The sequence below is a fragment of the Peribacillus sp. JNUCC 23 genome (assembly GCF_053653995.1).
The window spans coordinates 2,058,024-2,084,772 of the sequence record NZ_CM132202.1 but is presented as its reverse complement, the minus strand read 5'-3'; the positions used below and the strand labels follow the sequence as shown (position 1 = coordinate 2,084,772).

The 26,749-nt window shown below is 35.8% G+C and carries 23 protein-coding genes and 1 pseudogene; 1 reads left to right on the top strand and 23 read right to left on the bottom strand.

Annotation, left to right across the window (positions count from 1 at the left end; translation table 11 throughout):
- Positions 1 to 81 precede the first annotated feature (81 nt).
- The 6 genes and pseudogenes from larC to JNUCC23_RS09970 all read right to left on the bottom strand — a co-directional run bounded on the left by larC (position 82) and on the right by JNUCC23_RS09970 (position 6,960).
- Positions 82 to 1,545, bottom strand: a pseudogene (gene larC, locus JNUCC23_RS09995) (nickel pincer cofactor biosynthesis protein LarC).
- Positions 1,546 to 1,570: 25 nt separating this feature from the next.
- On the bottom strand, positions 1,571 to 2,344 hold the full coding sequence (gene larB, locus JNUCC23_RS09990) for a nickel pincer cofactor biosynthesis protein LarB (protein ID WP_403073824.1): 774 nt from the start codon (positions 2,342 to 2,344) through the stop codon (positions 1,571 to 1,573).
- 44 nt (positions 2,345 to 2,388) lie between these two features.
- Entirely contained in the window at positions 2,389 to 3,861 is a 1,473-nt protein-coding gene (locus tag JNUCC23_RS09985) for a gluconokinase (protein WP_454215547.1), read from the bottom strand.
- 141 nt (positions 3,862 to 4,002) lie between these two features.
- Positions 4,003 to 4,806, bottom strand: a complete 804-nt coding sequence (larE, locus tag JNUCC23_RS09980; RefSeq protein WP_062180186.1) for an ATP-dependent sacrificial sulfur transferase LarE — start codon at positions 4,804 to 4,806, stop codon at positions 4,003 to 4,005.
- Between the two features lie 95 nt (positions 4,807 to 4,901).
- The gene (locus JNUCC23_RS09975) at positions 4,902 to 5,672 is read right to left on the bottom strand and encodes an SDR family oxidoreductase (protein ID WP_062180189.1); all 771 of its coding nucleotides are present in this window, start codon (positions 5,670 to 5,672) and stop codon (positions 4,902 to 4,904) included.
- A gap of 19 nt (positions 5,673 to 5,691) precedes the next feature.
- Positions 5,692 to 6,960: a lactate racemase domain-containing protein gene (locus tag JNUCC23_RS09970; RefSeq protein ID WP_403073819.1), complete on the bottom strand. Its 1,269-nt coding sequence runs from the start codon at positions 6,958 to 6,960 to the stop codon at positions 5,692 to 5,694.
- 350 nt (positions 6,961 to 7,310) lie between these two features.
- Between JNUCC23_RS09970 and JNUCC23_RS09965 the strand changes: the two genes are divergently transcribed.
- Positions 7,311 to 8,486 carry an ROK family protein gene (locus tag JNUCC23_RS09965; protein ID WP_454215544.1) on the top strand — a complete coding sequence of 392 codons (1,176 nt, stop codon included), beginning with the start codon at positions 7,311 to 7,313 and terminating at the stop codon, positions 8,484 to 8,486.
- 1,158 nt (positions 8,487 to 9,644) lie between these two features.
- Here the strand turns inward: JNUCC23_RS09965 and JNUCC23_RS09960 are convergent.
- From JNUCC23_RS09960 to JNUCC23_RS09880, 17 genes are all read right to left on the bottom strand, one after another.
- Positions 9,645 to 10,421, bottom strand: a complete 777-nt coding sequence (locus JNUCC23_RS09960) for a sulfite exporter TauE/SafE family protein (protein ID WP_454215542.1) — start codon at positions 10,419 to 10,421, stop codon at positions 9,645 to 9,647.
- Between the two features lie 62 nt (positions 10,422 to 10,483).
- The gene (locus tag JNUCC23_RS09955; RefSeq protein ID WP_454215540.1) at positions 10,484 to 10,711 is read right to left on the bottom strand and encodes a sulfurtransferase TusA family protein; all 228 of its coding nucleotides are present in this window, start codon (positions 10,709 to 10,711) and stop codon (positions 10,484 to 10,486) included.
- Positions 10,712 to 10,807: 96 nt separating this feature from the next.
- Positions 10,808 to 11,935 carry an MBL fold metallo-hydrolase gene (locus tag JNUCC23_RS09950; protein WP_454215538.1) on the bottom strand — a complete coding sequence of 376 codons (1,128 nt, stop codon included), beginning with the start codon at positions 11,933 to 11,935 and terminating at the stop codon, positions 10,808 to 10,810.
- Positions 11,936 to 12,049: 114 nt separating this feature from the next.
- A complete protein-coding gene (locus tag JNUCC23_RS09945) occupies positions 12,050 to 12,445 on the bottom strand; it encodes a DsrE/DsrF/DrsH-like family protein (protein WP_454215536.1) in 396 nt (131 codons plus the stop codon).
- Positions 12,446 to 12,462: 17 nt separating this feature from the next.
- Positions 12,463 to 13,026 carry a sulfurtransferase TusA family protein gene (locus tag JNUCC23_RS09940; RefSeq protein WP_454215534.1) on the bottom strand — a complete coding sequence of 188 codons (564 nt, stop codon included), beginning with the start codon at positions 13,024 to 13,026 and terminating at the stop codon, positions 12,463 to 12,465.
- 130 nt (positions 13,027 to 13,156) lie between these two features.
- Positions 13,157 to 13,453, bottom strand: coding sequence for a rhodanese-like domain-containing protein (locus JNUCC23_RS09935; protein WP_403073804.1), 297 nt, complete (start codon positions 13,451 to 13,453; stop codon positions 13,157 to 13,159).
- Positions 13,454 to 13,464: 11 nt separating this feature from the next.
- Positions 13,465 to 13,812, bottom strand: a complete 348-nt coding sequence (locus JNUCC23_RS09930; protein ID WP_454215532.1) for a rhodanese-like domain-containing protein — start codon at positions 13,810 to 13,812, stop codon at positions 13,465 to 13,467.
- A gap of 132 nt (positions 13,813 to 13,944) precedes the next feature.
- Positions 13,945 to 14,166, bottom strand: coding sequence for a metal-sensitive transcriptional regulator (locus JNUCC23_RS09925; RefSeq protein ID WP_062183223.1), 222 nt, complete (start codon positions 14,164 to 14,166; stop codon positions 13,945 to 13,947).
- 574 nt (positions 14,167 to 14,740) lie between these two features.
- The gene (locus JNUCC23_RS09920; protein WP_454216019.1) at positions 14,741 to 15,112 is read right to left on the bottom strand and encodes a MaoC family dehydratase; all 372 of its coding nucleotides are present in this window, start codon (positions 15,110 to 15,112) and stop codon (positions 14,741 to 14,743) included.
- A 304-nt stretch (positions 15,113 to 15,416) separates the two neighbouring features.
- Positions 15,417 to 16,511: an acetyl-CoA C-acyltransferase gene (locus tag JNUCC23_RS09915; RefSeq protein ID WP_403074040.1), complete on the bottom strand. Its 1,095-nt coding sequence runs from the start codon at positions 16,509 to 16,511 to the stop codon at positions 15,417 to 15,419.
- Entirely contained in the window at positions 16,511 to 17,956 is a 1,446-nt protein-coding gene (locus tag JNUCC23_RS09910) for an AMP-binding protein (RefSeq protein WP_454215530.1), read from the bottom strand. The genes JNUCC23_RS09915 and JNUCC23_RS09910 overlap by 1 nt, the downstream gene beginning before the upstream one ends.
- Entirely contained in the window at positions 17,957 to 18,517 is a 561-nt protein-coding gene (locus tag JNUCC23_RS09905; protein WP_454215528.1) for a biotin transporter BioY, read from the bottom strand. It lies immediately after the preceding gene.
- 974 nt (positions 18,518 to 19,491) lie between these two features.
- Positions 19,492 to 21,099: a response regulator transcription factor gene (locus JNUCC23_RS09900; RefSeq protein ID WP_454215526.1), complete on the bottom strand. Its 1,608-nt coding sequence runs from the start codon at positions 21,097 to 21,099 to the stop codon at positions 19,492 to 19,494.
- Between the two features lie 5 nt (positions 21,100 to 21,104).
- The gene (locus tag JNUCC23_RS09895) at positions 21,105 to 22,910 is read right to left on the bottom strand and encodes a sensor histidine kinase (RefSeq protein ID WP_403073791.1); all 1,806 of its coding nucleotides are present in this window, start codon (positions 22,908 to 22,910) and stop codon (positions 21,105 to 21,107) included.
- Positions 22,911 to 23,486: 576 nt separating this feature from the next.
- Positions 23,487 to 24,830, bottom strand: coding sequence for an ABC transporter substrate-binding protein (locus JNUCC23_RS09890; RefSeq protein WP_403073789.1), 1,344 nt, complete (start codon positions 24,828 to 24,830; stop codon positions 23,487 to 23,489).
- Between the two features lie 56 nt (positions 24,831 to 24,886).
- Positions 24,887 to 25,720 carry a carbohydrate ABC transporter permease gene (locus JNUCC23_RS09885; RefSeq protein ID WP_062180249.1) on the bottom strand — a complete coding sequence of 278 codons (834 nt, stop codon included), beginning with the start codon at positions 25,718 to 25,720 and terminating at the stop codon, positions 24,887 to 24,889.
- A gap of 65 nt (positions 25,721 to 25,785) precedes the next feature.
- A complete protein-coding gene (locus JNUCC23_RS09880; protein ID WP_062180252.1) occupies positions 25,786 to 26,739 on the bottom strand; it encodes a carbohydrate ABC transporter permease in 954 nt (317 codons plus the stop codon).
- Between the last annotated feature and the right edge of the window lie 10 nt (positions 26,740 to 26,749).

The following is a 26,749-nucleotide window of genomic DNA, read 5'->3' as shown; positions in this document are numbered from 1 at the left end:
TCATTGATATTGCGGCTACATCTCTGAAGTGTTACAAATGCGCTAAATCCTTTTTAAAACGACGAAACTAGATAGATTGGTTTACTTTTCACTCTCAAATGACTTCCATACTTGTTCATACACTTTTTTCAAAGGAATATCATAAAGTTGGGCAATATTTTTACATTCATCATACTCTGGTGCACTTTGTACAACTTGTCCATCATATATTCCCTCTTTAATCGTTACTGTTCCCCATTCAGTTGTTACTTCTCTAAACTCTCTTTCCAACCGATGAACCGTTAAGGGATAATAGCGCACACCAAGTGTTGTTGTTTCTTTAAAAAGGATTTCTTTCATTTTGTTGATTTTTTTACTTGAACAGAGCAATTGAAGTAATATACCTGGCCGATTTTTTTTCATATAAATAGGGGTATAGAATACATCATTCGCACCAGATTCGAAAAGTAAATCCATCACATATCCAAGCCATTCACCTGGAATATCATCAAGATTCACTTCCATTTTGATCATTTGATCATCAAGATGTTCATGATTTGGAGGATGTTTGGCACCCATCATTCTTACTCCTCTCGCTTAAATGTTGGTTTTAGCCTATTCCCCAATAATGACACGGAGCACATTCGGATGATTTGGGAAGCTCTTTGTCCCAGCTCCATACCCTATTGATTTAACCTTCATAGACGGTATCGTACAAAATTCCTCTGCAAGTACCGATACAATAGCTGCTCCTGTTGGAGTCGTAAGTTCCGCTCTAATATTCGATTGTTCAATAGATGCTTCTTTTAATATTTCGAGTGTAGCAGGTGCCGGAACTGGATAAATACCATGATCGATATGAATTCTCCCCGTACCAACAGGAATGGACGATGACTTGATGATGGATATGTCTAGTTGATGAAGTAAAATGGCTGCACCAACAATGTCAATAATCGAATCAACGGCCCCAACTTCATGAAAATGGACACGATCTAATGGAAGCCCATGAATCCGACCTTCTGCCACGCCAATTTTCTTAAAAATTTTCAAAGCTGTTTCTTTTACTTGGTCAGAAAATCCAGCTTCTTCAATTAACTTCACAATATCTTGATAACTACGATGATCATGATGGGAATGTGCGTGATCGTGGTCATGTTCATGACTATGATCATGATCGTGGTCATGTTCATGGCTATGCGCATGATCGTGGTCATGTTCATGGCTATGATCATGATTGTGGTCATGATCATGGCTATGCGCATGATCGTGGTCATGTTCATGGCTATGCGCATGATTGTGGTCATGTTCATGGCTATGCGCATGATTGTGGTCATGTTCATGGCTATGCGCATGATCGTGGTCATGTTCATGGCTATGATCATGTTCGTGTTGGTGGTTATAATCATGCGTTTCTGTTAATAAAACATCAAACTTCGTACTAGTAATTCCATTTTTTATTACTTTTTTCCACTTCAATTGATATTCTTCTTCAATCTGAAGCTTCTTTAATTCTTCTTCCAGTATATTAGGATCAGCGCCAGCATCGATAAGAGCTCCGATTACCATATCTCCACTAATACCTGATATACAATCAAAATACAGTGTCTTCATTGTTCCCTACCTCTCTTTGTGCAAGTTGATGTATTAATACAGCGTTGTATCCTCCACCAAACCCGTTATCAATATTGACAACACTTATCCCTGAAGCGCATGAATTTAACATAGTGAGTAAGGCTGATAAACCATTAAAATTCGCACCATATCCCACGCTCGTTGGGACAGCAATAACGGGATGGGAAACAAGTCCACCTACTACACTCGGGAGTGCCCCTTCCATTCCAGCAACTACTACTGAGACTGTAGCCTGTTGAATTTCCTCTAAATGATTCAATAACCGATGAATCCCAGCCACACCTACATCATAAATTCGATGTACCTTGCTTCCTAGTACTTCTGCTGTAACAGCCGCTTCTTCAGCTACACGTAAGTCAGATGTTCCTGCGCAAATAACGGCTATGTACCCTTGAGAGTTTCTTTCGATCTCTTTTTGATCTTTCCAATAAAGAATTTGGGCCGTTTCATTATAAATAAAATCTGGCAATACTTTTAGCACCATTTCAGCCTTTTCTTTTGAAATTCGAGTAATCAAGACTTGGTTGTTTTTAGATCTTAGAGCCTCAGAAATAGAAACAATCTGTTCCGCCGTTTTGCCTTCTCCGAAGATAATTTCCGCGAAACCTTGTCGCTTCTTCCTATGATGATCAACTTTAGCAAACCCTAAATTCTCATATGTAGCTAATTGTTCTTTTGCTTCTTCTACACTTAACGTTCCTTTTTGGACTTGTTCCAAAATATTCTCTAGCATGATTTCACTCCCATTATTCTTTCATCTTGACGTGGTAGGAAAAATTAAAAATACTTCGACAAGTCTTTTGCCATCATTTCATATTTCTCATACATATTTTTATAAAACTCATTCGCTTGTTTATTCGGTTTAATCACTTCACCCATAGGGATATTCTTTTTAATATCTGCAAAAGAATCAACTTTTTCAATGGCAACCAATGCTGTCCAGGCTGCTCCCCATGCGGCACTGTGATGGCTCTCTGGTACGAAAACTTCTTTTCCAAAAACATCAGCCATCATTTGAAGCCATAAAGGAGATCTTGCCAAGCCGCCATTTACGTAAATTTTTTCGGGTTCCCCAGCTATTCTCTCTAAAGCTTTCCCAATTTGATAAAGATTTAAAGTAATCCCTTCAAGAACTGCTCGAATAAAATGTTCTCTTTTATGTGTAAGGGTCATTCCATAAAAATTTCCTTTTGCATTCTGATTCCATAATGGCGCTCTTTCCCCATTTATATAAGGTAGGAAAACAATTCCCTCTGCGCCTGGAGCTACCTCTTTTGCTTCAGCGAGAAATTCCTCAAAACTGCCTTCGTAATTTAGTAAGTCCTTTAACCACTGTAAAGCAATTCCACCATTATTCGTCGGACCTCCGACAATGGAATAGTCTTCTGTAAAAGAATAACAAAATGTTTCGCGATTTTCACTAATTTTAAATCCTTTTGTTATTTGTCTGATTGCTCCACTTGTACCAACAGAAACAGCTACTTCTCCTGGAAGTATTGCTCCAATTCCCAAGTTGGCTAGTTGGCCGTCAGCGGCCCCTACAACAAAAGGCATTTCAGGCATTATTCCCATTTCTGCAGCTATATGGCTTTTGATTCCCGTTAATCGTTCCGTTGGAGAGACAATTTCAGATAGCTGTTCCTTATTAATACCCGTTAGCTCCAATAATTCGTGATCCCACTTACGTGTAGTTGGATTAAATAACCCTGTTGCCGATGCCATCGAATAATCAATAACCTTTTGATTAAACCAGCTATGAATTAGATACTCTTTAATCGACATAAAATATTCTGCTTCTTGATAAGGTTTATATTCCGTTTCTTTCATCCATAATAATTTTATAAATGGGGTCATAGGATGAATCGGCGTTCCTGTTTTTTTGTAAATTTCGTTTCCTTGAGTTTCCATCAATTTTTCGCTTAGAGCAATACCTCTTCCGTCCGCCCAAATAAGCGCTGGTGAAAGTGGCTTACCGTTGATATCTGCACAAATAAGTGAATGCATGGCAGCAGAAAACCCGAGCGTAATCAGCTCGTTTTTCTTGATATTCGCTTTTTCAATAGCTTCTCTAATAGCAAATACAGCTGATCGTTCTATTTCAACTGGATCCTGCTCTACCCAGCCTTGTTGTGGGTAATAAAATGTGTTCATTTTTTCTGCTTCTGCAACTACATGCCCATTTAAGTTAAAAACACATGCTTTAACACTTGTAGTTCCAATATCAAGGCCAATAACAAATTCTCTTGACATGATTCATCTTCCTTTTATATAAACATTAGTCAATGTGAAAAAACTATATTGGTTCTTACTCTTAAAAGAAAAGGCTTTGGATCCCTCCAAAGCCTTTTCTTTTGTATCCGATACATAATCATAGCAAGCTAATTAATAAATTTACGTTGTAAGAACTTTGTTCATACTACCACTCTGATAGCCAATTAAATCTAACGTGATATATTTATAACCGTAATCTTGAAGCTCTTTGACAATAGCATTATGATTTTCTAAAACGATCTTCATATCATTAGGTTCTACCTCAATCCTAGCAATTTCTTCGTGCGTTCGGACCCGAACTTGGCGTATATGAAGGCTTTTTAAGAATGCTTCTGCCTTTTCAACCTTTGTTAACTTTTCTTTTGTAATATATTCACCATAGGCGATCCTTGATGAAAGACATGCAAAAGAAGGTTTATCCCATGTTGGTAAATCATACTTACGTGAAAGTTCCCTAATTTCTTCTTTAAACAAATTAGCTTCTAGCAATGGACCACGTATTCCCTTTTCTTTAGCTGCTCGCATACCAGGTCGATGTTCATTCATGTCATCAGCAATGACTCCATAAATCACATTGTGAAAACCCTTTTCTTCTAACACAGGAAGTAAGTGATCAAATAAACTGCTTTTACAGAAGTAGCATCGATTCTTGTTATTCTCTGAATAACCAGGAATCGCCAATTCTGATGTCTCGATCACTTGATGTTTGACGCCAATTTTTTCAGCCAGAACGATTGCTTCTTTCAGTTCACTAGATGGATACGTTTCAGAGTCAGCAGTTACGGCAAGTACGTGATCTTTGCCTAATGTATCGACAGCAGCCTTTAATAAAAACGTACTATCTACTCCACCTGAAAAAGCTACCACAACTGATTCCATTTCTCGGAGAATCGACGTTAATTGATTGTATTTCTCTGTTAGCACGGTCTCATCTCCCTCCATCATTAAGTTTATTTATCTAGATTTGAGCAAACCATAGTTTACCATATTTATTTAGTTATTACTTTATGAGTACAAAATTAAATGGTCATGCTTCCAAAACCGCCGTCAACTCTAATAAGAGTCCCTGTAACAAAGCTTGAAGCCTTTTCAGATGCAAGCCAAACTGTAGCCCCTTGTAGTTCTTCTGGTGTACCAAAACGGTTCATTGGTGTATGGTTCATGATTGACTCGACTCTTTCCGGGCTTAAAATTTTCCGGTTTTGTTCTGCCGGGAAGAAACCAGGAATAATCGCGTTTACACGGATGCCATTTGGAGCGAATTCACGTGCTAAATATTGAGTTACACTATTGATTCCTGCTTTTGACACTGAATATGTAAATACTTTTGATAATGGAGTAGTAGATGAAACAGATGAAATATTAATGATACTGCCTTTTCTTTCTTGCTCAATCATTTTCTTCGCAAAAATTTGGCACGATAGTACAATCCCTTTTAGGTTAATGTCCATAATTTGATCCCATTCGTCCATTCCAAGTTCAAAAAACGGTGTCGCACTATTTGTACCAGGTGCATTTAGGAGAATGTCCCACCCGCCAGACCATTTTTCAATTTCATTAGCTACTTGAACTAAAGAATCACGTGAACTTACATCTGCTTGAAAAGCTTTTGCAGTTCCTCCATCGTTTTCTATTTCTTGAACGACTTCGTTTGCTTTTTCCAAATTACGACCGACAATCGCAACTTTTGCTCCTTGAGCAGCTAATCCCTTTGCCATTGAAGATCCCAATACACCATTTCCGCCAATTGCAACTGCTGTTTTTCCTGTTAAATCGAATAATTGTGTCATATTAATACTCCCCCAATTTTTAAAATAAGTTTCCTTTTTCATCAAATCCTAGTTCATATAGATCTGAAATTTGCTCCATATTTGGATGTTGAGCGATATACTCTAGTAAAGTTTCCGATACTTCAATTTCACTAAGTTTTAATGTATTTTTAATGCGTACCATTTTTACTGTTGTAAAATCTAAAACATTACTTGTTTTAACGGCTGCTTGAATAGTTTCTCGATCATTAGGTAATGTTGTTGCTATTTTTGTCGGAGACACAACAGTTGAAGTTAATCCATTCGCATATGTTCCTTCTTTATCCATCTTGTCTACTAAGCGTTGGGTTGTAAAATCTGCTGTTCCGACTCCATTGGCATTTCCCTCTGATTGAGGCGTAACATCAAGTACGACCATTTTGTTAACTTCTGGTCCTCCGGATGCATATGGAGTTGGGTATCGCCCAGTAATATTAGGATCCATACCATCACCACTGATGTTTTTACCAATTTCATCTATAACAAGGACTTCCAATTGATCAAAGAAAAGCTTCGGCAATAGTTCTTTCGCTTTCATTTGAAGTGCTGGTTCTTTTTCAATAATTTCTTCAGGTGTATGTACCTCAATTATAGCCACTCGATCAAAGGCATTTTCAACTGTAGCAACGCCGAAAAGCACTGGTTTTTTCTCCATGATGACCTTAGCCATTGCTGGTACATTTTCTGCCATATATTTAAAGCCCATTTGATGGCACGCTTCGGCTCCTTTTTGCTTACCTAAGCCAATACTTAACATTTTCATAATTCCGCTTTCAACCGGTCCTCGGAATGCAGTATGTGGTTTCACACGGTTGATGACGATAATTCCATCTGCTTGTGAAGCATATTTGTCGATATAAACAGGCAAGCCGTTCGGTAATTCACCGAGTTTCACTACTTCCATCGTAGATCGAATCTCGCAACCTGCGCTTTCCTCTGTCACTCCAAGATGTTCTAATACTGCACGTTGCCCTTCTGCAGTTGCACCACCATGACTTCCCATGCTTGGTACAATGAAAGGTTTCGCTCCTAATTCTTTTAAAAATTTCACTGTTGTTGCAGTCGTTTCCACGAGGCGATCCAATCCTCTACTGCCTACTGCAATCGCAATCTCCATTCCTGGCTGAATCAATTTTTCAATCGATTCTTGTTGTAATTTTTTCATCAATTCTTGTTCAAGATCATCTATCTGCTTGTCGTCAAACTTTACTTTTACTTTTGCCATTTTTGGTACTGGAATATCTTTTAATAATTCTTGTAGAATACCCATAATTAGCTACACTCCTTTTTCTTTATATTCCTTCAAATTTCTGTAAAATATGAATATAGATCATATAAAAATGGTACTTGACTGAGATTAGTTGTAATCCCTTTCAAAATTAGAAGTATATCGATTATATCACTATTATATAACTAAAATAAATTAAAATTTTATATTAATTTGTTTACCAAACAAATTAATTAACTGTATAATATCATTAAGGTATTCTTTCGTCAATATTTATTGAGTAAAGATTTATGAATAATTAATTATTTTTTTAACAATAGGGATTCAAGTAAAAACAATACTCTTTCTCTTAAGAGTTACTTATTAATCCTTAAAAAACGAGGAGGGAATATATGCTTACTGGAGATGCCGCATATATCAAAAATATAAATAGATGTATTATCATTAGCAAAATAATTGAGCACGTAATGATATCTAGGGCTGACTTAGCCAAGATTACAGGATTAAACAAAGCAACCATTTCAGTGCAAGTATCTGATTTATTAGCTGAAGGACTAATTATCGAAACACTTCAAGAACACAAAAATCTAGGTAGACGGCCGATTATGCTTTCTATTAATCAGCAGGCAGGATTTGCTTTAGGTATTGATCTTGATAAAAATACGATTACGTTTACCCTTTCAGATTTATTGGGTTTTCCAGTTCATACCGATACAGTTGAATTGCAAACATCTGATTACGATGTAATTCTTAGTCTTTTAATAAAGAATATCAACGATTACAAACATCGATGCACGAAAACCCAATACGGACTTGTCGGTGTAGTCATCGGGATTCACGGGATTGTTAATAAAGATGAGATGATTTATTTTGTACCTCAGCATCAATGGCATAACAAAAATTTAAAAAGCGACATAAAGAATGAAATAGGAATTGACGTATATATTGAAAATAATGCAAATTTGTGTTCTTTTGCCGAAAGAGTATATAAGCATCATCAAAGCGAGAATCTGTTAAGTGTAAGTTTGTATTCGGGAATCGGCCTCGGGATCATGATCAATGGTGAATCTCTCAAAGGGTATCATGGATACGCTGGGGAGATTGGTCATATGATTGTAGTGCCTGATGGAAGACCATGCAGTTGCGGAAATTCAGGTTGCTGGGAACAATATGCATCAGAATATAGCTTTTTTAAACATTTATCTGAAAGCCAACTCAAAACTAATGTTAAATATGAAGATATACAAAATTGGATTACAGAACATGAACCAGTCACTTGCCATCAAATGGATCAATTTATCAAGTATATCTCAATTGGCCTAAATAATATTATAAATCTGTATAACCCAGAAATATTAGTTATTAATTGTGAATTACTGCGTTTATATCCAAATGCTATCACTGAAATTGAGTCCAAACTAAAGTCAACTGTTGGACATTACCGTGAACTGCTAATATCAGAATTCGGAAAAAAGGCATGCATCATGGGTGCCTGTGCTTTAGTTATTAAGAACTTTTTTGACGTTTCAGATATAAGTTTAAATATGAATGACGAGGAAAATTCTTAACAAGAGCGTTATGTTGATAAGCCGTAGAATATGAAACACCAAATGAACTTACAAATGAGGGTGTCCAAAAAACTCTGACCTCACAACTATTATATATCGTGTTATTCCGCACTTATAAACGATATATAATAGTTGTGGGATCTTCCCCTTTCGTTTTGGACCACCCTCTTTTTTGTAGTGGACGTTACGTGAATTATTTGGTTGGGATATGTTAATTCAATTGTTTTTTTATAGCGGTTATTTTATAGAAGAATCTTAGTTCTATTGCTTATATATACTTAGAGTAGATCGTTTCATGAGGTTGTTTGAATCGTGAGGATCGTATAGATTTTACTTAAAAAGAACAATTCCCATTTTAGTTACGGAACTTGGCCAGAAATCGATCTCAATGATGAGCATTATACACACCATATTTTACAATAGCTACAATGAGTAATTCACCAAAATTTTTCATAATAGACTTCCTCCTTGTCCACTAATTCCCTTTATTATCAGATAACCATACTTTTTTCACAACCTGGGCGAAACGGAAACAACCATCAAGAAAACGATAATATTTCCTATGAAAATTACAGCAATACACTTTTTCACATGTTTTCACCATTTTTCTTTCATTTTTACGGTAGTTTAATTTATTTACACTGCACCTATGAATACATACCTCTAGAAAGGAAGGCAAACAAATAAACCGCAACTGTTGGTTTGAAATAGGTTTGATAAAACTAATGCCAAAAACCTTAATACAAGAGCAAATAGAAAGAGCATATTTTGAAAAAAAGATTGATCAAAACATGCTCTTATTGTATTTAATGCGGACATTTTTTATAAAAAAGATTGATTCTATTGTGCTGAGTTCTTCAACAAACTATCCCAGTAAACTGTGATTTTACATGATAGGTAGGAAGTAACCAACTACACATGCAGATTCTACCGGTTTACCCCCCCCCTTAATTTGGTAAGGCATATTAAAACTCTCCACTCCCTTTTTGTGTAAATTATTAGTCAAGTTAAGCTCCCAAAGAACACCCATTTTATTTTCTTTTAGTTTTAGATTTTATTCATCTATAGTTTTACTAGTTGTGACTGTATAGTGGAAATCCAAAGATTGAGCCTCCTGTTTTGTTTTTTCAAAAGTAACAATATTCACTAAATGTAATTCTATAAGATATCAATCCAAATCTTAATAGCCGTTCCAAAGATTAGTACAACTAAAATACCTTGTAAAGCTCTTGTATTCATTGTTTTACTAATTTTTGCTCCAAGTGGTGCTGCAATTAAACCGGCAATAATGACAATGAGAGCTGAATAATAATCGACTTGCCCTGTTGCAATCTTACCGAATGAACCAGCAATAGATGAAATAAATGTAATCGCAAGACTTGAAGCTATAGTCATACGTGTAGGTATCCGTAAAATTAATAACATGATTGGAATAAGTAAAAAGCCACCCCCTGCACCAACTACACCTGATCCAATACCTACTAGGAATGTTATAACTACTGCAAGTGGTTTATTAAAAGTTACTTGATCAAGTGGTAAATTATCTATTTGTTTCTTAGGTATAAACATCATGATGGCAGCTAATAAAGCTAAAATACCATAAACAATATTTACAGTTTCCTCTGATAATTGATGGGAAGCAAAGCTACCAATCAGCGTTCCAAATAAAACAGATATACCCATTACGGTAATTAATGATTTATTTAAATAGCCACCATTCCGAAAAGCTAGTACCCCTGCTATTGATACAAATAACACATCGAGGGCACTTATTCCTGAAACCTCATGTGCCGTAAAAGCTGTAAATCCAAATAATGGCGGGATATAGAGTAGCATTGGGTATTTTATGATAGCTCCACCAATACCAAGCATACCAGATAGAAATGAACCAATAAATCCGATAACAAAAAGAGTGCATATATATATCATATCCATTGGTTTTCCCTCTCTTTAACAAAGAAACGTGAGTCGTTTTGCAACTAACCTTCCACTGTCTACTAAGCTTTTTTTATGTAGAATGTTAAAACGTCAGCGTCTTCTTTTTGGTCAACAACTGAATGACCTGCTGCATTTGTCCAAGCAGGTATATCAGCTAAAGCACCTTTATCTGTTGCATGCACCTCTAAAATATCGCACGAGTTTAATGTATCCATTGCTTTTTTCATACGTACGATTGGCATTGGACATGATAAACCTTTTGCATCTAATACTTTTGTTGAATCCAATTTAAATTTCTCCTTTTATAATAAATTTTATTGATCATTTTATTACCGAAATAAGGATAAAAGTCGTTTCTTCTCGCAAATTCATTACATTTCCTTTTAACGTACAGCACAACGGTTTGGACCGATTTCCATTTCTGTTTGTTCATCGTTGTTTGGCGTAACTTTACCCATGTTCACTTGACGAATTTGTTGATATGCATTGGGGTGAGGTGGTAAGTTATCTGTCACGGTATGACAGAATTCTTCTTCACTTTCAATATTGAGACCATGGTTTTCTGCAAATAAATCACCTAGACCTTTAGCAACTGTACCATCTTCATTTAACTCATCAATAGTCATAAAGTGAGCCGGTAACACAATTAAATCCTCAGCTAGTTCACGATAACGCCGATATAAAGTTTCACGAAGATCGCCTACCCAGTCTTCTGCAAGACCAGCTAAGTCAGGACGACCAATTGAGTCGATGAATAAAATATCACCAGTTAATAAGTACTTCCTATCTACAATGAAAGATGTTGAACCGATAGTGTGTCCTGGTGAGTAAAGTGCACCAATTTCAATTTTTGAAGCACCATTTGAAACTGTTAAACCATCTTCAAGTGGTGTGTAATTAAATACTACTTCTTCTGCATCTTCTGGTGGTAAATAGTAGGTTGCACCTGTTTCTTCTGCAATATGACGTCCACCAGAGATGTGATCAGCATGTAAGTGCGTATCAAATACGTGTTTAATTTGTACATTTTTCTCTTTTGCGAAGTTTGTAAATACTTCTGTAAAACGAACCGCATCAATGATAGTTGCTTCACCTTCTGAAATGACCATGTATGAAAGACATCCTTTACCAAGACGAACAAATTGATAAAGTTCTCCGCCACCTGTTAAGTCACCTACTTTAATTGGTTCTAGGTACATGCTCCAAGATTTCATTCCTCCTTCAAGGTAATATACATTACAGCCTACTTCTGAAAGCATTTCCGCAACCATTATTGATGATCCTTCTTTTGCACAGACAACCAAAACAGCTTTATCTTTAGGTAGTTTCTGTAAAATTCCCTCAACACCATCTAATAGTTCGAAATAGGGAATGTTCAAGTACTCAAATTTGTGACCTTCTATTTTCCAATCTTCAAAAGCATCTTTGTTACGTACATCAAGGATAAATAATTCATGATTCTCAATTGCTTTGCGAGCAACTTGTGCTGCTGTCATCTTTGATATTGCCATATCCAACTACCCCCGTAGGTATTACTTTTAATTTTAAAGTGGAAGGGTTGTTTCCTTCCACTAGGTTAGCCTAATACAATTAACTTAGAATTTCATACTATACCTACTTTGGAATTAGAACGTTAATGTTGGTGATGCATCTTTTGCAAATTCAAGGAAAGTAACAGCGCCACCTGCTTCAATTCCATCAATGAAATCTTCTTTTGTTAAGCCCATTACATCCATAGTCATTTGGCAACCGATAAATTTCACGCCTAGATCTTGCGCCATTTCGACTAATTGAGGAATGCTTGGAACGTTAGCTTTTGCAAAACCTTCCGTAAAGTGTTCCTTTCCTTCTGGCATTGGTAGTGCTTGATTTGCTTGTTTGTGAATTAAATTAAGACCTTCAAATGTGAAGAAGATGGCAACCTCTTTTTCTGCTGCTGCTGCTGCAGTTGCAATATTGAATACTTTATAAGCGTCAAAAAGACCCCCGTTACTTGCGATAATAGCTACTTTGTTAGACATAATTCATTTCCTCCAATTTATAATTCTTTTGATAATTCGCTATTCCATGAACCTATACCTGGTAAGACGTTATACACTTTTGTAAACCCTTTTTGAGAAAGTTTTTGCGCAGCTAAGTCACTGCGTTTTCCTGTGCGACAAATCACATAAATTTCTTGTTCTTTATCTAGTTCCTCCAATCGTTCTTCTAATTCGTCCAGTGGAATTGATTTCGCACCTTCAATATGCCCAAAAGTAAATTCTGCTTCTTCTCGAACATCTAGAATAAAGCCACCGTTTGATGCCCGGTCAATAACTTCTTCGTTCGTAATCGTTTGTTCAAATTTCTTTTCGACTACTTCGCTATCTCCACTTTTACGGATGTAGTGTAGTAATACATCGTCTTCTTCAATGATGCCAATATATAGATGCCCAATACTCTCAGCCCAAGCTACTAAATCTGCTTTTGAACCTTTGTCTGTCGCTTGAACTTCTAAAATCTGACCATCGGTTAAATCATTCATTGCTTTTTTCGTTTTAACAATTGGCATCGGGCAAGTTAACCCTTTAACGTCTAATTGTACATCTGCTTTAATAGCCATAATTCACAGCCTCCTCTTTCGAATTTGGTAATTAGGTGCCTGGAACTGTACGATTCAGAATAGTTGGAGTGCCAGGTTTCATATACCGTACAGGGTATTATTTTTCTCAAAAAAATATATAGAAATAAAGTTAATCAACTTTGCCTTCCCATACTAGCATGCCGCCAACCATATTCGTTACATCATATCCATGTTCTTCCAATAATTGTGTAGCGCGGCTACTTCTTGCGCTAGAACGGCAAACCATTATATATGGTTTGTTTTTATCCAATTCATGCATTCGGAATTCTAATAATCTTAGAGGTATATTAACGATTCCAGGAATGCTTACCTCTTGTACTTCTTCTACTTCGCGTACATCAATCAGGTTTAGTTGTTCTCCACTATCTAAACGAGATTCTACTTCTTTTGCACTAATTTCTTTCATCTTGATTCACCTTATCCTCTCCATGCACTCATCCCACCACGAACATTCGTGACATTTTTATAACCTAATTTTTTTAATTGCTTGCAAGCTTGTGCACTTCTCATACCGCTTTGACAAATGACTACAAGTTCTTTGTCTTTTGGCAGTTTCGAGAAATCTGATCCTAAAGGAATATTTTTAAAAATGCGAATGTTACGTGCTCTATATTCACTAGGTGTACGAACATCCACGAACACTTTATCATGATCCTTAAGTATTCCTTTCAATTGTTCTGTCGAAATAGCTTTTATGCCTTTTGCTGGTTTCATACGCCAAATGATAAAGACAATAGCACTAGCGATAATAATCCAAGTTTCCAATGATAGTCTCCTCTCGTTTTAAAGCTAGTGTCTGGTACTTACACGAGTCTGAAACTTGTAATTGTTTAAGTGCCAACCACTACCAATTATACCTGTATGGGTATTATTTTATATAAAATAAAAAGTCGGTTACTAGCGACTTTTTACAAATAAATTCACTGCTTCTTGAATGGAATCATTCAATGTTTCTTCATCGCCATTTGCGTTTTTGATACATTCGAGCAAGTTTTGACTAACGATCACACCAATTGAACGATCGACGCCTGAACGGACAGCTGAAAGTTGAGTGATGACTGCTTTACAGTCTTTTCCTTCTTCCATCATTTTCAATACTCCGCGAAGTTGACCTTCCATTCGCTTAATACGATTTTTCAATTTATCATCATATGAATTCAAGTGTGCCCCCCCCTTTACTTTGGTTTTTTTCTTGCTGACACTCACATCATATACCCGTATAGGTATATTGTCAACGAGAAAAATAATAGGTTTTATTATTTTTAATATCTGCAAAAGATACTACCAAAGCTACCAATCCCCTCTTATACTCAACTTAGATAACAAGGCTTAGTTCGACTATAAATGGCTATAATAACACAATTAAAAAATCCCCTATAATTGAAGTTTTCCATTTGTATTCTCCGATACTATTCATTGCACTTAATTAACTAAATTCCATATTTGAAGAGTGACACAAAAATTTAGACTAAAGTGACATAATAGTTTAAACTTATATACTCCTTAAAAATGACACAATAATTTATACACTATCGACATCATTATTAAATATTCCATTTGTTCAAACCGCTCTTTTTTTAACAATATGTGCAACAAGTTAAGTACATGATTTAGAAAAACAAAAAAATGACGATCCTTATTCAGTAAGTATCTGAATAAAGATCGTTATTCACATTTGAGGGCTATGACACAATCACTCTCTTGTTAATACGAATTCTCCCTTAACTACTACTTGATTTCCATTTCTACCTTCGATCACAAATGTAGGAGAGTCATTTTCCGGCTGCATTTTCTCTCCAACTAAATGAATCGTGTCATTCTGAAATATCGGTTTAAGAAATTGCATCTCATATGTAGAAATCCTCATCCCTTTCTCAATAAAAGAAGAGACAATTTCTAATGCGAGCCCCATTGTCAACATTCCGTGAGCGATCGGTGCTTTAAATCCGAAGCGTTCGGCTGCCTTTTGATTCAAATGAATCTGATTGAAATCTCCCGAAAGCAATGCATATTGTTTGATTTTTTCTTTCGTTAGGGTAATCGAACCACTAATTCCGACACACATTGAAAACACTCGCTTCCTTCCAAGTTATAGCCTATGAGAGATTGGGTGTAAAACGTATATTTTCCTTTTTGACTTTCTTGATCAAGTGTAACCACACACTGGTAGCTTTCCCCGATGGAAAGTTCCCTGTGACACGAACAGGTCTGTTTCCGATGAATTGGCGCTGTCTTAAAGCTCCTTGGCATCTTCATATAACGATAAAAAATCATGGGAAAGGTTGGGGGCAAACTAGTTTGTTTTCCAAAAATCGCTTCATAGTTTTGTACCATTTCGTCTGTGATTGTAACTAAAGTAATCTCGGTTTTCATACCATACTCTCCCATAAAACAGCGATACCCATTCCGCCACCGATTCCGATCGTCGAAATGATATAGTTTGCTTTGTTACGCTGTACTTCATAAAATAATCGGGTGACCAAAATGGCTCCCGATGCCCCATAAGGATGACCTAAGGCAATTGCTCCACCTTCTATATTTAATTTTTCAAAAGGAATAGAAAGCTCTTGAGCACATGCGACAGCTTTGGAAGCAAATGCTTCATTCAATTCAATCAAATCAATATCTTGAATCGACAGCGAATGTTTAGATAAAATTTCTGAAACAGCGGGGATAGGACCTGTTCCTGGATAGTTTGGATTCACGCCAGTCACCACACTATCGACAAAGCGGATTATCGGTTTATAGCCTAATTTCTTTGCTTTTTCCTCTGACATTACAAGAACCGCTGCTGCTCCATCATTAATTCCACAGCAATTTCCAAGCGTTATCGTTCCATTTTCCTTAAAACAAGGAGATAAGCGACGCAGCATTCTGTCATAATTCTGCTCGGCATTTAATCCTTCGTCTTGTAAGGAAAGATTATCGATCTTTACAAGTTCCTCTGAAAAATAATCGTGTTGTAAGGAATAAATAGCCCGTTGATAGCTAAGAAGCGCATATGCATCTTGCATCTGTCGTGTGATTCCATATTTTTCAGCTACATATTCTGCAGCCATCCCCATTTCAGGATCTCTATATCGCTTAGGTGTGAAACGGGCTCTCTTTTCGTATGGTGATTGACTCGTACTTTCGACACCACCAGCAATATAGATATCCCCTGCTCCTCCTTGAATGAGATGGCAAGCAAGGCGGATCGCTTCTAATCCGGATCCACATTGCCGATCAATTGTCACCCCAGGAACAGAAAAAGGTAGATTGCTCTCTAAGCTTGACAGCCTCGCCATATTTCCTCCAGGACCGACTACATTTCCTAAAATAATATCATCTACTTGTTCGGGCAAATCTTGAACAAGGTCTCGAATGACAGCAGCAGCTAATTGTTCAGGGCGATATTCTTTTAAAATGCCGCCTTTTTTTCCAATTACCGTTCTCTTTGCTTTAACAATGACTGCTCTTTTCATCATAACGCATCCTTTTCCAACCACTTTCTAACTTCCTGGCGTGAAATCTTGCCTCCCGTTGTGTATGGAAACTGTTCGATTTTTCGCCACACTCGTGGAATTTTATAAGAAGATAGAGTATGAAGACAATAATTTTTCAAAGAGGCTAAAGATACATTTCCTTTAATACAAGCAGCTATTTTCTCGCCCCAATATTCATCGTTGATTCCTAAAACCACTACTTCTTCTACACCGTCACATTTTATTAATGCCTGTTCGATTTCATGGGGGTACACATTGATTCCACCGTAAAGAATCATATCGTTTTTCCGACCGAGAATATGTATATACCCTTCTTCATTCATTTTGGCGACATCATAAACCGTCGCCCAATCTCCCTGTAAGACCTTTTTTGTTTCCTCCTTTTGATCGATATATCCATCAAAAAGCATGTTACTTTTGACAAACAATACGCCTTCTTCTCCAGTTGATACTTCCTTTCCTTTTTCATCACGAATGCTCACTTCAACATTGTGAAAGGCTCTTCCAACTGAATCGGCATATTCAATCTGTTCATTATTTTTTAAAACCGAAATATAGCTAAGCTCGGATGATCCATAAAATTCATAAAAATCTGCGTTTGGAAACTGTAGGTGCATCTTCTCCTTCATTCGGGGAAGCCACTTTGCACCAGTTGAAATAAAAGTTATGTCTTTGGTTTCCTGATATTCTTCCTTTAATAAGGCGTTGATCATCGTAGGTACCACAAACACATGAGAAATCGGATAATGCTCTAAGACATTCGTCAATCGTGCAGGAGAAAATTTTTTCAACACATATATCGTTCCACCTAAAAATAAGGTACTCAAGGCACCGTATAAAAAAGTGGAATTCACAAACGAACCTGGTATTAAGACATGGTCTTTTTCCGTCATCCCGAGGTCGACTCTATTACACCGAAAGCTTTCTATCCACGAAGCATGAGAGCGAACGAAGGCTTTTGGTTTTCCTGTAGAACCAGAGGTAAAGCCAATATAAAAGGGAACATTAGCGTCACTGTGCGGACTGTCGCATCTAGCACCGATCCAGTTCTCTACCTCATCTGAATAAATGATAGGCGCACGTTGCTTTTGAAAAAAACCTTTTAGCCTTTCATCAGCAATAATCAAATCTGGAGACGTTTGTTGAATTCGTTCCTCAATCTCTTGCTTCTTCCATCTCATATCTCCAACTATACTTGCCCAGCCTGCTTCACACGCTCCAGCGAATAGCTGTAAAAACAAGCGTCCATTTGGTAAGAATAATGCCACTCTTTTCGTTTCTTGCGCTGCCCTAAAAAAAGAGGTAGCGGTTCGCTTCACTAAATCAAGCCATTCACCATATAAAACGGATTCTTCGTCTGTTATGATAGCGGGTCGCTTGCTATCCAACTCAGCATACGTACTATAGGTACTGGTAATTTTCACTTAAACTTGAACCCTCTTAGCGAGTGGAATATAGTTTCGTAGCTTAATAGCAATCAGGGATGCAACGACCACTTTTATTGAATCACCAGGAAGATACACTAAGCTAAGGATCATCGTTTTATCGATCCCAATATTCATCATCAAAGCTTGAATAGGAATTCCAAATAAATAGACAACACCTATACCACCAATAATATTAATAAGAAAAATCTTTACCAAAGACACATTTTTCATACGATAAGATAATAGTCCAATGACATAGGCACCTGCTACCCAGCCGATGAGATAGCCTCCTGATGGACTAAAAAAAACACCGATTCCACCTCGTCCACCAGATAATAGCGGTAAACCTGTCATGACCAATAATAAAAATAAAATTTGACTAAGAGCTGCATATTTAGGACCTAAACGTGCTCCTAGCACACTACCTGATAACATGATTCCTAATGTTTGTAAAGTAATAGGCACAGGAGTAAAGGCGAACAAAATTGGAGGAAGAACTCCAAGTACGCCCATAATTGCTACAAACATTGAAACATACATTAAATCTTTTAATTTCACAATGTTAACCTACTTTCATTTTAAGTTAACATTATTATAAAACGCATTACTTTTATTTGTAAAGAATATTATTGCATGAGAAAAAATTCCTTGTCCTCATCACCATCAAACTAACGACATGAATTTCCCCCATAATAAAAAAACGTTATTCTTTCAATAAAATACCCAAAAAGAATGACGTTATTTATTAGAGAAGTAGACGACGTGTCAGGGGGACGGACTCCCATTGTCTTAGAATCTACTAGATATCATATACCAATCGTACGGTATTTCGAGGATAGTGGCTACTTACTGATGATCATGAATCCACACATACCGTATCGAGCTAAGAGTTCTAATTTACACAAGCTAAAATCAGATGTCATTGACGCTCATCATCTCTGCAAGCTGTATTATAAAGAGGACATAGTACCTTAAAAACAGCGAGGAATACAGCTCTTAAACCCACGAACCCTTACAAGACAACATGAAAATATTACAAGCATGTTTGTACAAACTAAACTGCAATTCCAGACAGTTCTGGATCAAGTGTTCCCTGAATAATGTGGGGTTTTTGGAGCCTTATATTCGGATGTTTCTTTACTGACTTTACAAGCATTTCCTACTTCAGTAAAGGGCTTGGAATCTGGCGAAGAAACAATCGCTAAGAAAAAAAGAGTTCTAAAAGTCGCTCGGCAAATGGGCAAACATTCAGGCAGAAAAGTTAATAGTTGCCTCTTCATTTTCCTATCATTATTTACGATTTTCATAGGTTTTAGCATGTGGATTATACTCTGTAGCAAGAATGGAATTTGTTAATTGGAATGACTATCTCAGTAGTTACATAATTTGAATTGAAAAGGGTTGTCTAGTAAGGGGCTGAGAGTATCTTATCAGACTTCCTCTTTATTACATTATTAAACTGAATCGTTGTTAGGACAAAAATTATATAGAAAATATCTCTGATTCAAGCCGTAATAATTTGTTCGCTTATCTTACTTTGTATTTCCCTTTCTATACTCTATAGGGGCAATACCTGTAAATGCTTTAAATGTTTTATTAAAATAACTCTGATTTTCATAACCTAACTGTTCGCTGATTTCGATTATTGAATAATTTGTTTGGTCTAACAATTCTTTTGCACGTTTCATTTTTATATTTACAACATACTTAACGAAATTTTCCCCTACTTCTTTTTTAAACAAACGGCTGAAGTAACTAGAATTTAGATGTAGATAACTCGCTACCTCATCTAGCGTTATTCTACGGTGAATATTTGCTGAAATATACCTGCAAGCATTTGCAATTTCTATATTCGAATTTGATTCATAACTAGCCATTTCATTAGTTTTATAAAAATATTCGATTAGCCAATTTTCCAATTCATAAATTCCATTAATTTTCGAAATCGTTTCATAAAGATTTTCATTTGATCCATACAATTTGAAATTTGTTAAAGCTTGAATTTTCACCTTGATATCAAGTAATATCTTCAACATCCAATCTTTAACGGAAGCTGGAGAAAATTGATGATCTATAATAAAACGAATCCATTTTTTTATGATTGCCAATTTCTGTTCCATTTCCATGCTATTTAGTAATATAAGATCTTTAAATTCACTAGATGCTTCATTATACCAACTAAAAATATTTTCTTTTGAAATCGTTAATACTTGAAAATTCTCTATGCTTTTTTGTTTCAGATAAAATTTTTGAACAGTTGACTCACTTAGTTCAATCATCTGTTTCTTCATGTCTAGAGGAGTAGCAGAAGCTTTACCTAGAACAAATGATATGGATATGCCAAACATTTTTTGAAATATGAATTGTATTTTTTGAATGACTTTTTTAATCTTTTGATTCTCTTCTTCACATACATGGTTAATTGGAACAAATAAAAAAGACTCCTCTTGCTCGAAGTGACCGTACACACCCTTCAATGCTTCATTTCCCATGATTTCGGTTATGACATTATAAATGAGAAAGTTCACTAAAACCGTTGAACGAAACTGATTAAGTAATGATTGGTAACCCTCTACTACACACAATATGATAATGTACTGTTGGTTTGCTTGAATGCCAAGTAATTCAGCTTCATTAGACCAATCTTTTTCACAATGTAATGGCTGGTAGATGGTTTTATTCATGAACTTTTCTAACATGATAGCTCTATTTCTTTCTATTGTATGAGCCATTTGTAATTGATTTCTCTGATGATTCAGTTCAATATCCAATGTATTCTTAAATTGACTTAATAATTTAATAATTTGCTCAAGATCTAACCTATCCTTTAAAATATATTCCTGAACCTTTAATTTTAAAGCTGATTGCACAAACTCAAATTCATTATGACATGAAAGAATAGCTACTAATAAAGAAGAGTTTTTTTCCTTTAATCTTTTTGTGAGTTCAATACCATCCAATTTAGGCATTCCAATATCTGTTATTAGAATATCTGGCATACTTGTCTCAGCTTCCTTTAACGCACTCATGCCATTAACATGAATACTTTGTAAAGCTAAACCAAGGTCCCTCCAATCAATCATTTCTGAAAGAAACTCTAAAACTGGATAATCGTCATCTACTAACATCACTTTATACATACTATTCACTCCTCCTGAATAGGAATTACCATAGATACTTTGGTACCCTTATTCAGTTCACTTTGTACTTGCATGCTAAAGTTTTCACCAAATGTTAATTTCATTCTTTCATAAACATTCGATAGACCAATACTTGAAAAACCATTGGATTCACTTTCTTGGGTCGAACCTAAACCTGGTTTATTTAGGTTTTCTTTAAGCTTCGTAAGTTGTTCATCTTCCATTCCGCATCCGGTATCTTCAATTACAATCATCAATGTATGATTGCGATATTTTGCTCTTATCTCAATAAGGCCTACTTGCTCGTTCAACCCATGAATAATAGCATTTTCAATGATTGGCTGTAATACTAGGCGTGGTAATTTGATGTGAAGCGTATCACTTGAAACATTCATTTTCAAGCCAACCTCATGTCTTTGGCGCATATTCATTAATCGAACATAATCATGATTAATCTCAAGCTCTTCCAGAAAAGTGATCATCCCTTTGTGTTTATCAATCGTTATTCGTAATAGCTTTGACAAAGAACTGATCATTTCCGCACTTTCATTGTCACGCTTCATCATTACTTTCATCCGGATAGAATTTAAGACATTGAATAAGAAGTGAGGATTTATTTGCGCTTGTAACATCTCTAGCTCTGCTTGCCTTTTTCTTGATTGAATAAGCGTATTTTCTTCTATCATTTCCCTTACTTTATCTAACATAAGGTTGAAAGACGTTGAAAGAGTGGCTATCTCATCATTTCCTTTTAATGATGAACGTACAGTCAAATCACCACTTTGTACCTTTTTAGCGATATTCCTTAATACTACTAACCGATTTAATATCTTGCTTAATATAAGAGTAAGTAAAAACAAAAATAAAATGAATGCGATTGTTTGAGTTATGAATATTTTACGGAAAATTAAATTAATTCTAAATATGGCTTTTTCATAGGGAATAAGGGATATTAATTTCCAATCAGTAATGGAAAGTTCACGTGTATTTATCAAATAATCTTTACCTTTGATACGAATGATATGTTCTGTTTGGAAGTTTTCTTTTTTGTTCACTTGTTCCGAAAGCTTTCTATCAAAATCTTTATTCGTCCCAATTAATAGATTGGCTTCATTCATTAGTAAGATGCTATTGTCCTTGTTTTCACTCTCCAATATATTACTTATTCTATCTACAGTTGTCGTAACGATCGCATATCCATAGACCCCAGAAATACTATCTTGCAATACTCTTGCAACAGATAATGAGTCCGGACTTTTTATTTTTTCAGATGCAAACATAGTTGTCTGTGGAGCCATCCAAATAGGGCGATACCCTTTTAGAGTACGTAGATTTTCAAACCACGTTTCTCCACTTACATTTTTCGGGTTATATTCATTAGATGAGTAATTCGTATATATTTTCCCGTTATTAAGTATAATCGTGATATAGACACTTTGGTTTTTCAATGTAAGGGTTTCCAATGTTTTGTTCACTTTTTTATCATTTAAGAAGACTAGATACTGGCTATCATGATCTAGATCCACCGAATTCATTACAGGGTTTTTAAAAATGTGGTTCAGTTCTGTGTCTAGCTGAATAAAGTTAAGTGTGTATAACATATCCTCGAAGATTTTCTTTAAATACTCGTCTGTTAGTTTCAATTCGTTTTTAGCGCTAATAATGGCTTGTTCTTCCACCGCATCTTTCGTTAAATAATTGTAAATAGATAATGTGCCTATTACAGGTAATATTAAGCAAGTTATTGATAGTAACAGTACTTTATCACGAAATGAAAGAAATGATACTATTTGTAGAATTCGCGTCTTCATTTCCAACCTCCAGTAAAAACCGTTCCCGGTACTTGGTTACAAAAAGCTAGTTGTTCTATCCTAAACGAATTAGTCCAAGAGATAAATGGAAAAACGTAAACATTTTGATCAGCCGTAAAAGAAAATTGGGAGCGAACCATGAATATGCTTTCTTCCCCTTGAGAAAATCATCTTTTTCATAGGTAGCTAGACGTTGGCGTCAGATACCAAACTCATCAAAAGACTGTATTTCAATTGAATATTGCGAATTTTAGTCGTTTTTATTTCGTAGTTTATTTTTTCCTATTACTATTTTATCATTTTTATTTCTTCTAAGAAACACCTTTTCGAAAATGCGAATATTACAGAAATGATGGGGCGTCCCCTACCGAAAGTGAGATGAATCTATCGGGGTTATACTGAAGTTGATCTCCCTCATATCCTTGTGTTGAAGCAGGGACATCTTCCATTAATCCGTTCTAAAATAAAACCGCCTTAACTGCCTATTAAAATAGGTAGTTAAGGCGGTAGACTTCTCAACTATTACAGAATGAATCTAACGCATTAGCTCTTTATCGTTACAATATTATTGAGTATTTATTTTTTATTTTTGTCTAAAATATCTTGTACAATTTTTTTGGAATTCGCCACTGTTTCATCAAGATTTTGTTTATCCAGAATTAATTTTTCAAATTCTGAAGAAAGTGCTTGATCTATTTCATTTTGATATGGTACTGGCTTTCCTGCTTTAGCCGTAATAACCGTTTGAATTGAGTGAATTAATGATTCTTTATCTACTTTTTCTGGATTGTTTGCTTCTGCAAGGGTATCGGTAATTAGATCCACGATTTGCTCATTTGTCACTTTAGTCCAAGATGGGATATTAATACCTTGTGCCACTTGACCTTCAGTTGTATACCATCTAATAAATTTGTATGCAGCTTCTTTATGTTTTGAGTTAGCGGATATCCCCAGAATGTCTCCATCTCCCACCGAATAAGAACCTTTTTCCTCTAATTCATTTTGTGGAAATGGTGCTACCGCAATATTGAACTCAGCAGGAAAGCGCTCTGAACCGCCAAGTTCCGCTGTCATATAAGTACCCGTTATGATCATATCTACTGCTTGTGTAAAGAATTGATCACGATAATTCATTTTTTGAGAAATCATTGAAGAATAAGGCACAGCCGTTTTATCTTCCTTCTCCATTTTTAGGCGCATTGCTAATGATTCTTTATACAATGGGTTGTCCATATTTGAAGTCCCATCCGTTTTCAAGAAACCAGCATCTTTTTCTTGAGACTGTAGTCTTAAGCTCATATAGTTTATCCAAGCCCCATCCCATGGACCATGAAAATAAGTAGCATAGTGACCTTTAGAAGACAACTTTTTAGCATATTCCATAAACTCGTCCCAAGTCCAATTCTTCGGCACTTCAAGTCCAGCAGCAGCTAAACGATCTTTATTTAATAAGACATACCACGCAACAAATTTCCCAGGAAGTCCGTAATATTTTCCGCCAACACTCGTATCAACTTTATATTCTTCTTCCATTTTATAGCCGTCTTGTTCAATATAACTGTCAATCGGTTCTAGCATGCCTAAATTGACGCGCTGTGCATAGTTAGGTGTATTCGTGAACATTATAACATCCATCTCTTCTCCAGAAGCGGCAGCTAAATCAATTTTCTTCAGTGATTCTGCTCCATCCTGTTTTTCACTTAATTGAACAACATCCACTTTGATATCAGGATATTTTTCTTCGAAAGCACTGATTGTTCTCTTCCATGCGTACCCATCTTCAGTTCCATGTGTATAAAATTTAATTGTTTCAGGTTCTCCTTCTTTCCCACTTGGACTTGTGGATTCTTTTTGGCTACATGCAGCTAGTATCCCAATAACTAAAGTGAAGCTTAAAAAAAGTAATAAGAATCTTTTCATTATTCCTTCCCCCCTGAATTCGTTTCATTTCTATTTTTTTCTTTCTGTGAAACCAATTATCCTTTTACTCCACCCATTGCAATTCCTTCAATAACTTGTTTTTGCCCAATGATAAAGACAATTACGAGTGGAAGTATTGCTGAAACAGCAGCTGCCATAATCAAGGAATAGAATTCACCATTTAATGAAGTGAATTTCTGCATAGCTAACTGAATCGTATATAATCCATCTGTTCGTAAGAAAATGAGTGGATTTTGATAATCATTCCATGTCCAAATAAAACGCAAAATCGCGTATGTCGCAATAGCTGGCCTTACAATTGGCAAGGCAATCGACCAAAAAATTCTAAAGTGGCCAGCACCGTCTATTTTCGCTGCGTCAATATAGTCCGAATGGATCCCCATAAAGAACTGCCTTAACATAAATGTACCTAGCACACTAAAACTTCCTAAAAGAATCAAACCGAAATGACTATCGAATAAACCTAAATAACGATATAGAATAAATTGTGGAACTAAGATTGATTGTTGAGGTACCATAAATGTGGTCAAAACGATTAAGAAAAGGAACTTCCCCGCCGGAAAATTCACTTTTGAAAATCCATAAGCTGCCATAGCAGACACGATTACAGAAATCGCGGTTGTAATCACAGTAACTTTTATTGAGTTCCAATAATATAGTGCAAAAGGATATTGCCCTAACCAAACTTCTTTAAAGTTTTCTAATCCATTCCATCTAGTAGGAATCCACTCAACCGGAAATTTAAAAACATCTGCTTCAATCTTAAAGGACGTGGATAGCATCCAAATGAAAGGTAGTAAAAAGGCGATACTGACTACAAAGGTGATAATAGTAATGATTAACTTTCGTAGAGTGAATTTTTTCTCCATGTGTCTTCCTCCCTCAGCGATATTTCAACCAATTATTTAATTTAAAGAGAACACGTTTCAGTAGATTAGTAGTTCACCCATTTTTTCTGCCCTACCCACTGCAATAAAGTGATGATAAGAACAAATACGAATAGGACAACAGCAATTGCGGAAGCATAACCAATTTTCAAATCTACGAATGCGCTTTCATACAAATGCCATACAAGCATGGTTGTTGAATTAATAGGACCACCCTTGGTTAATACAGCAATTAAGTCAAACACTTTAAATGTACCAATAATTCCTGTAATCAAAAGGAAAAACGTTGTTGGAGATAAAGCAGGAAGCATGATGTTCTTAAATTTATCCCAGGCCGTCGCCCCATCCATATCAGCTGCTTCATAAAGTTCTTTAGGAATCGACTGTAAACCAGCTAAAAAGAGGATCATATTAAACCCAATGGCTGCCCAAATTTGAATCAACATCACCGAAATTAGTGCGAAACTGGGATCTGCTATCCATGTAGGTGGGTTTTCGATACCAATTGAGAATAAAAATTGATTAATCGGTCCATCTGTTGGATTAAATAACACTTGCCAAACAACGGCTATGGCAACAATACTCGAAATATACGGCATAAAAAAAGCTACTTTGAAATAACTCTTCATATACACATGCTTATCAATGACAATTGCTATAAACAAAGAGAATATCATCGTTAAAGGAACCGTTAATAAGAAAAGTAAATTATTGGCTACTGATTTAAGAAACCCTTCATTTTCAAACAATGCTTTGAAATTATCGAAGCCTACCCACTTTATTTGCGCAATCCCCATAATAAAGTTCCAATCTGCAAAGCTTAGTATAAAAGTTGCAATAATTGGCAGAAGCGTTAAAATTCCAACCCCTATTAACATCGGAGATACAAACAATAGACCTGTTAGATTTTCTTTTTTTTCAATTCCACTTTTCTTTTTGATTTTTACAGATTTAGCATTTTCTACAACATTTCCAATCACACTTTTCGCTTCAACACTCATATTACCTTCC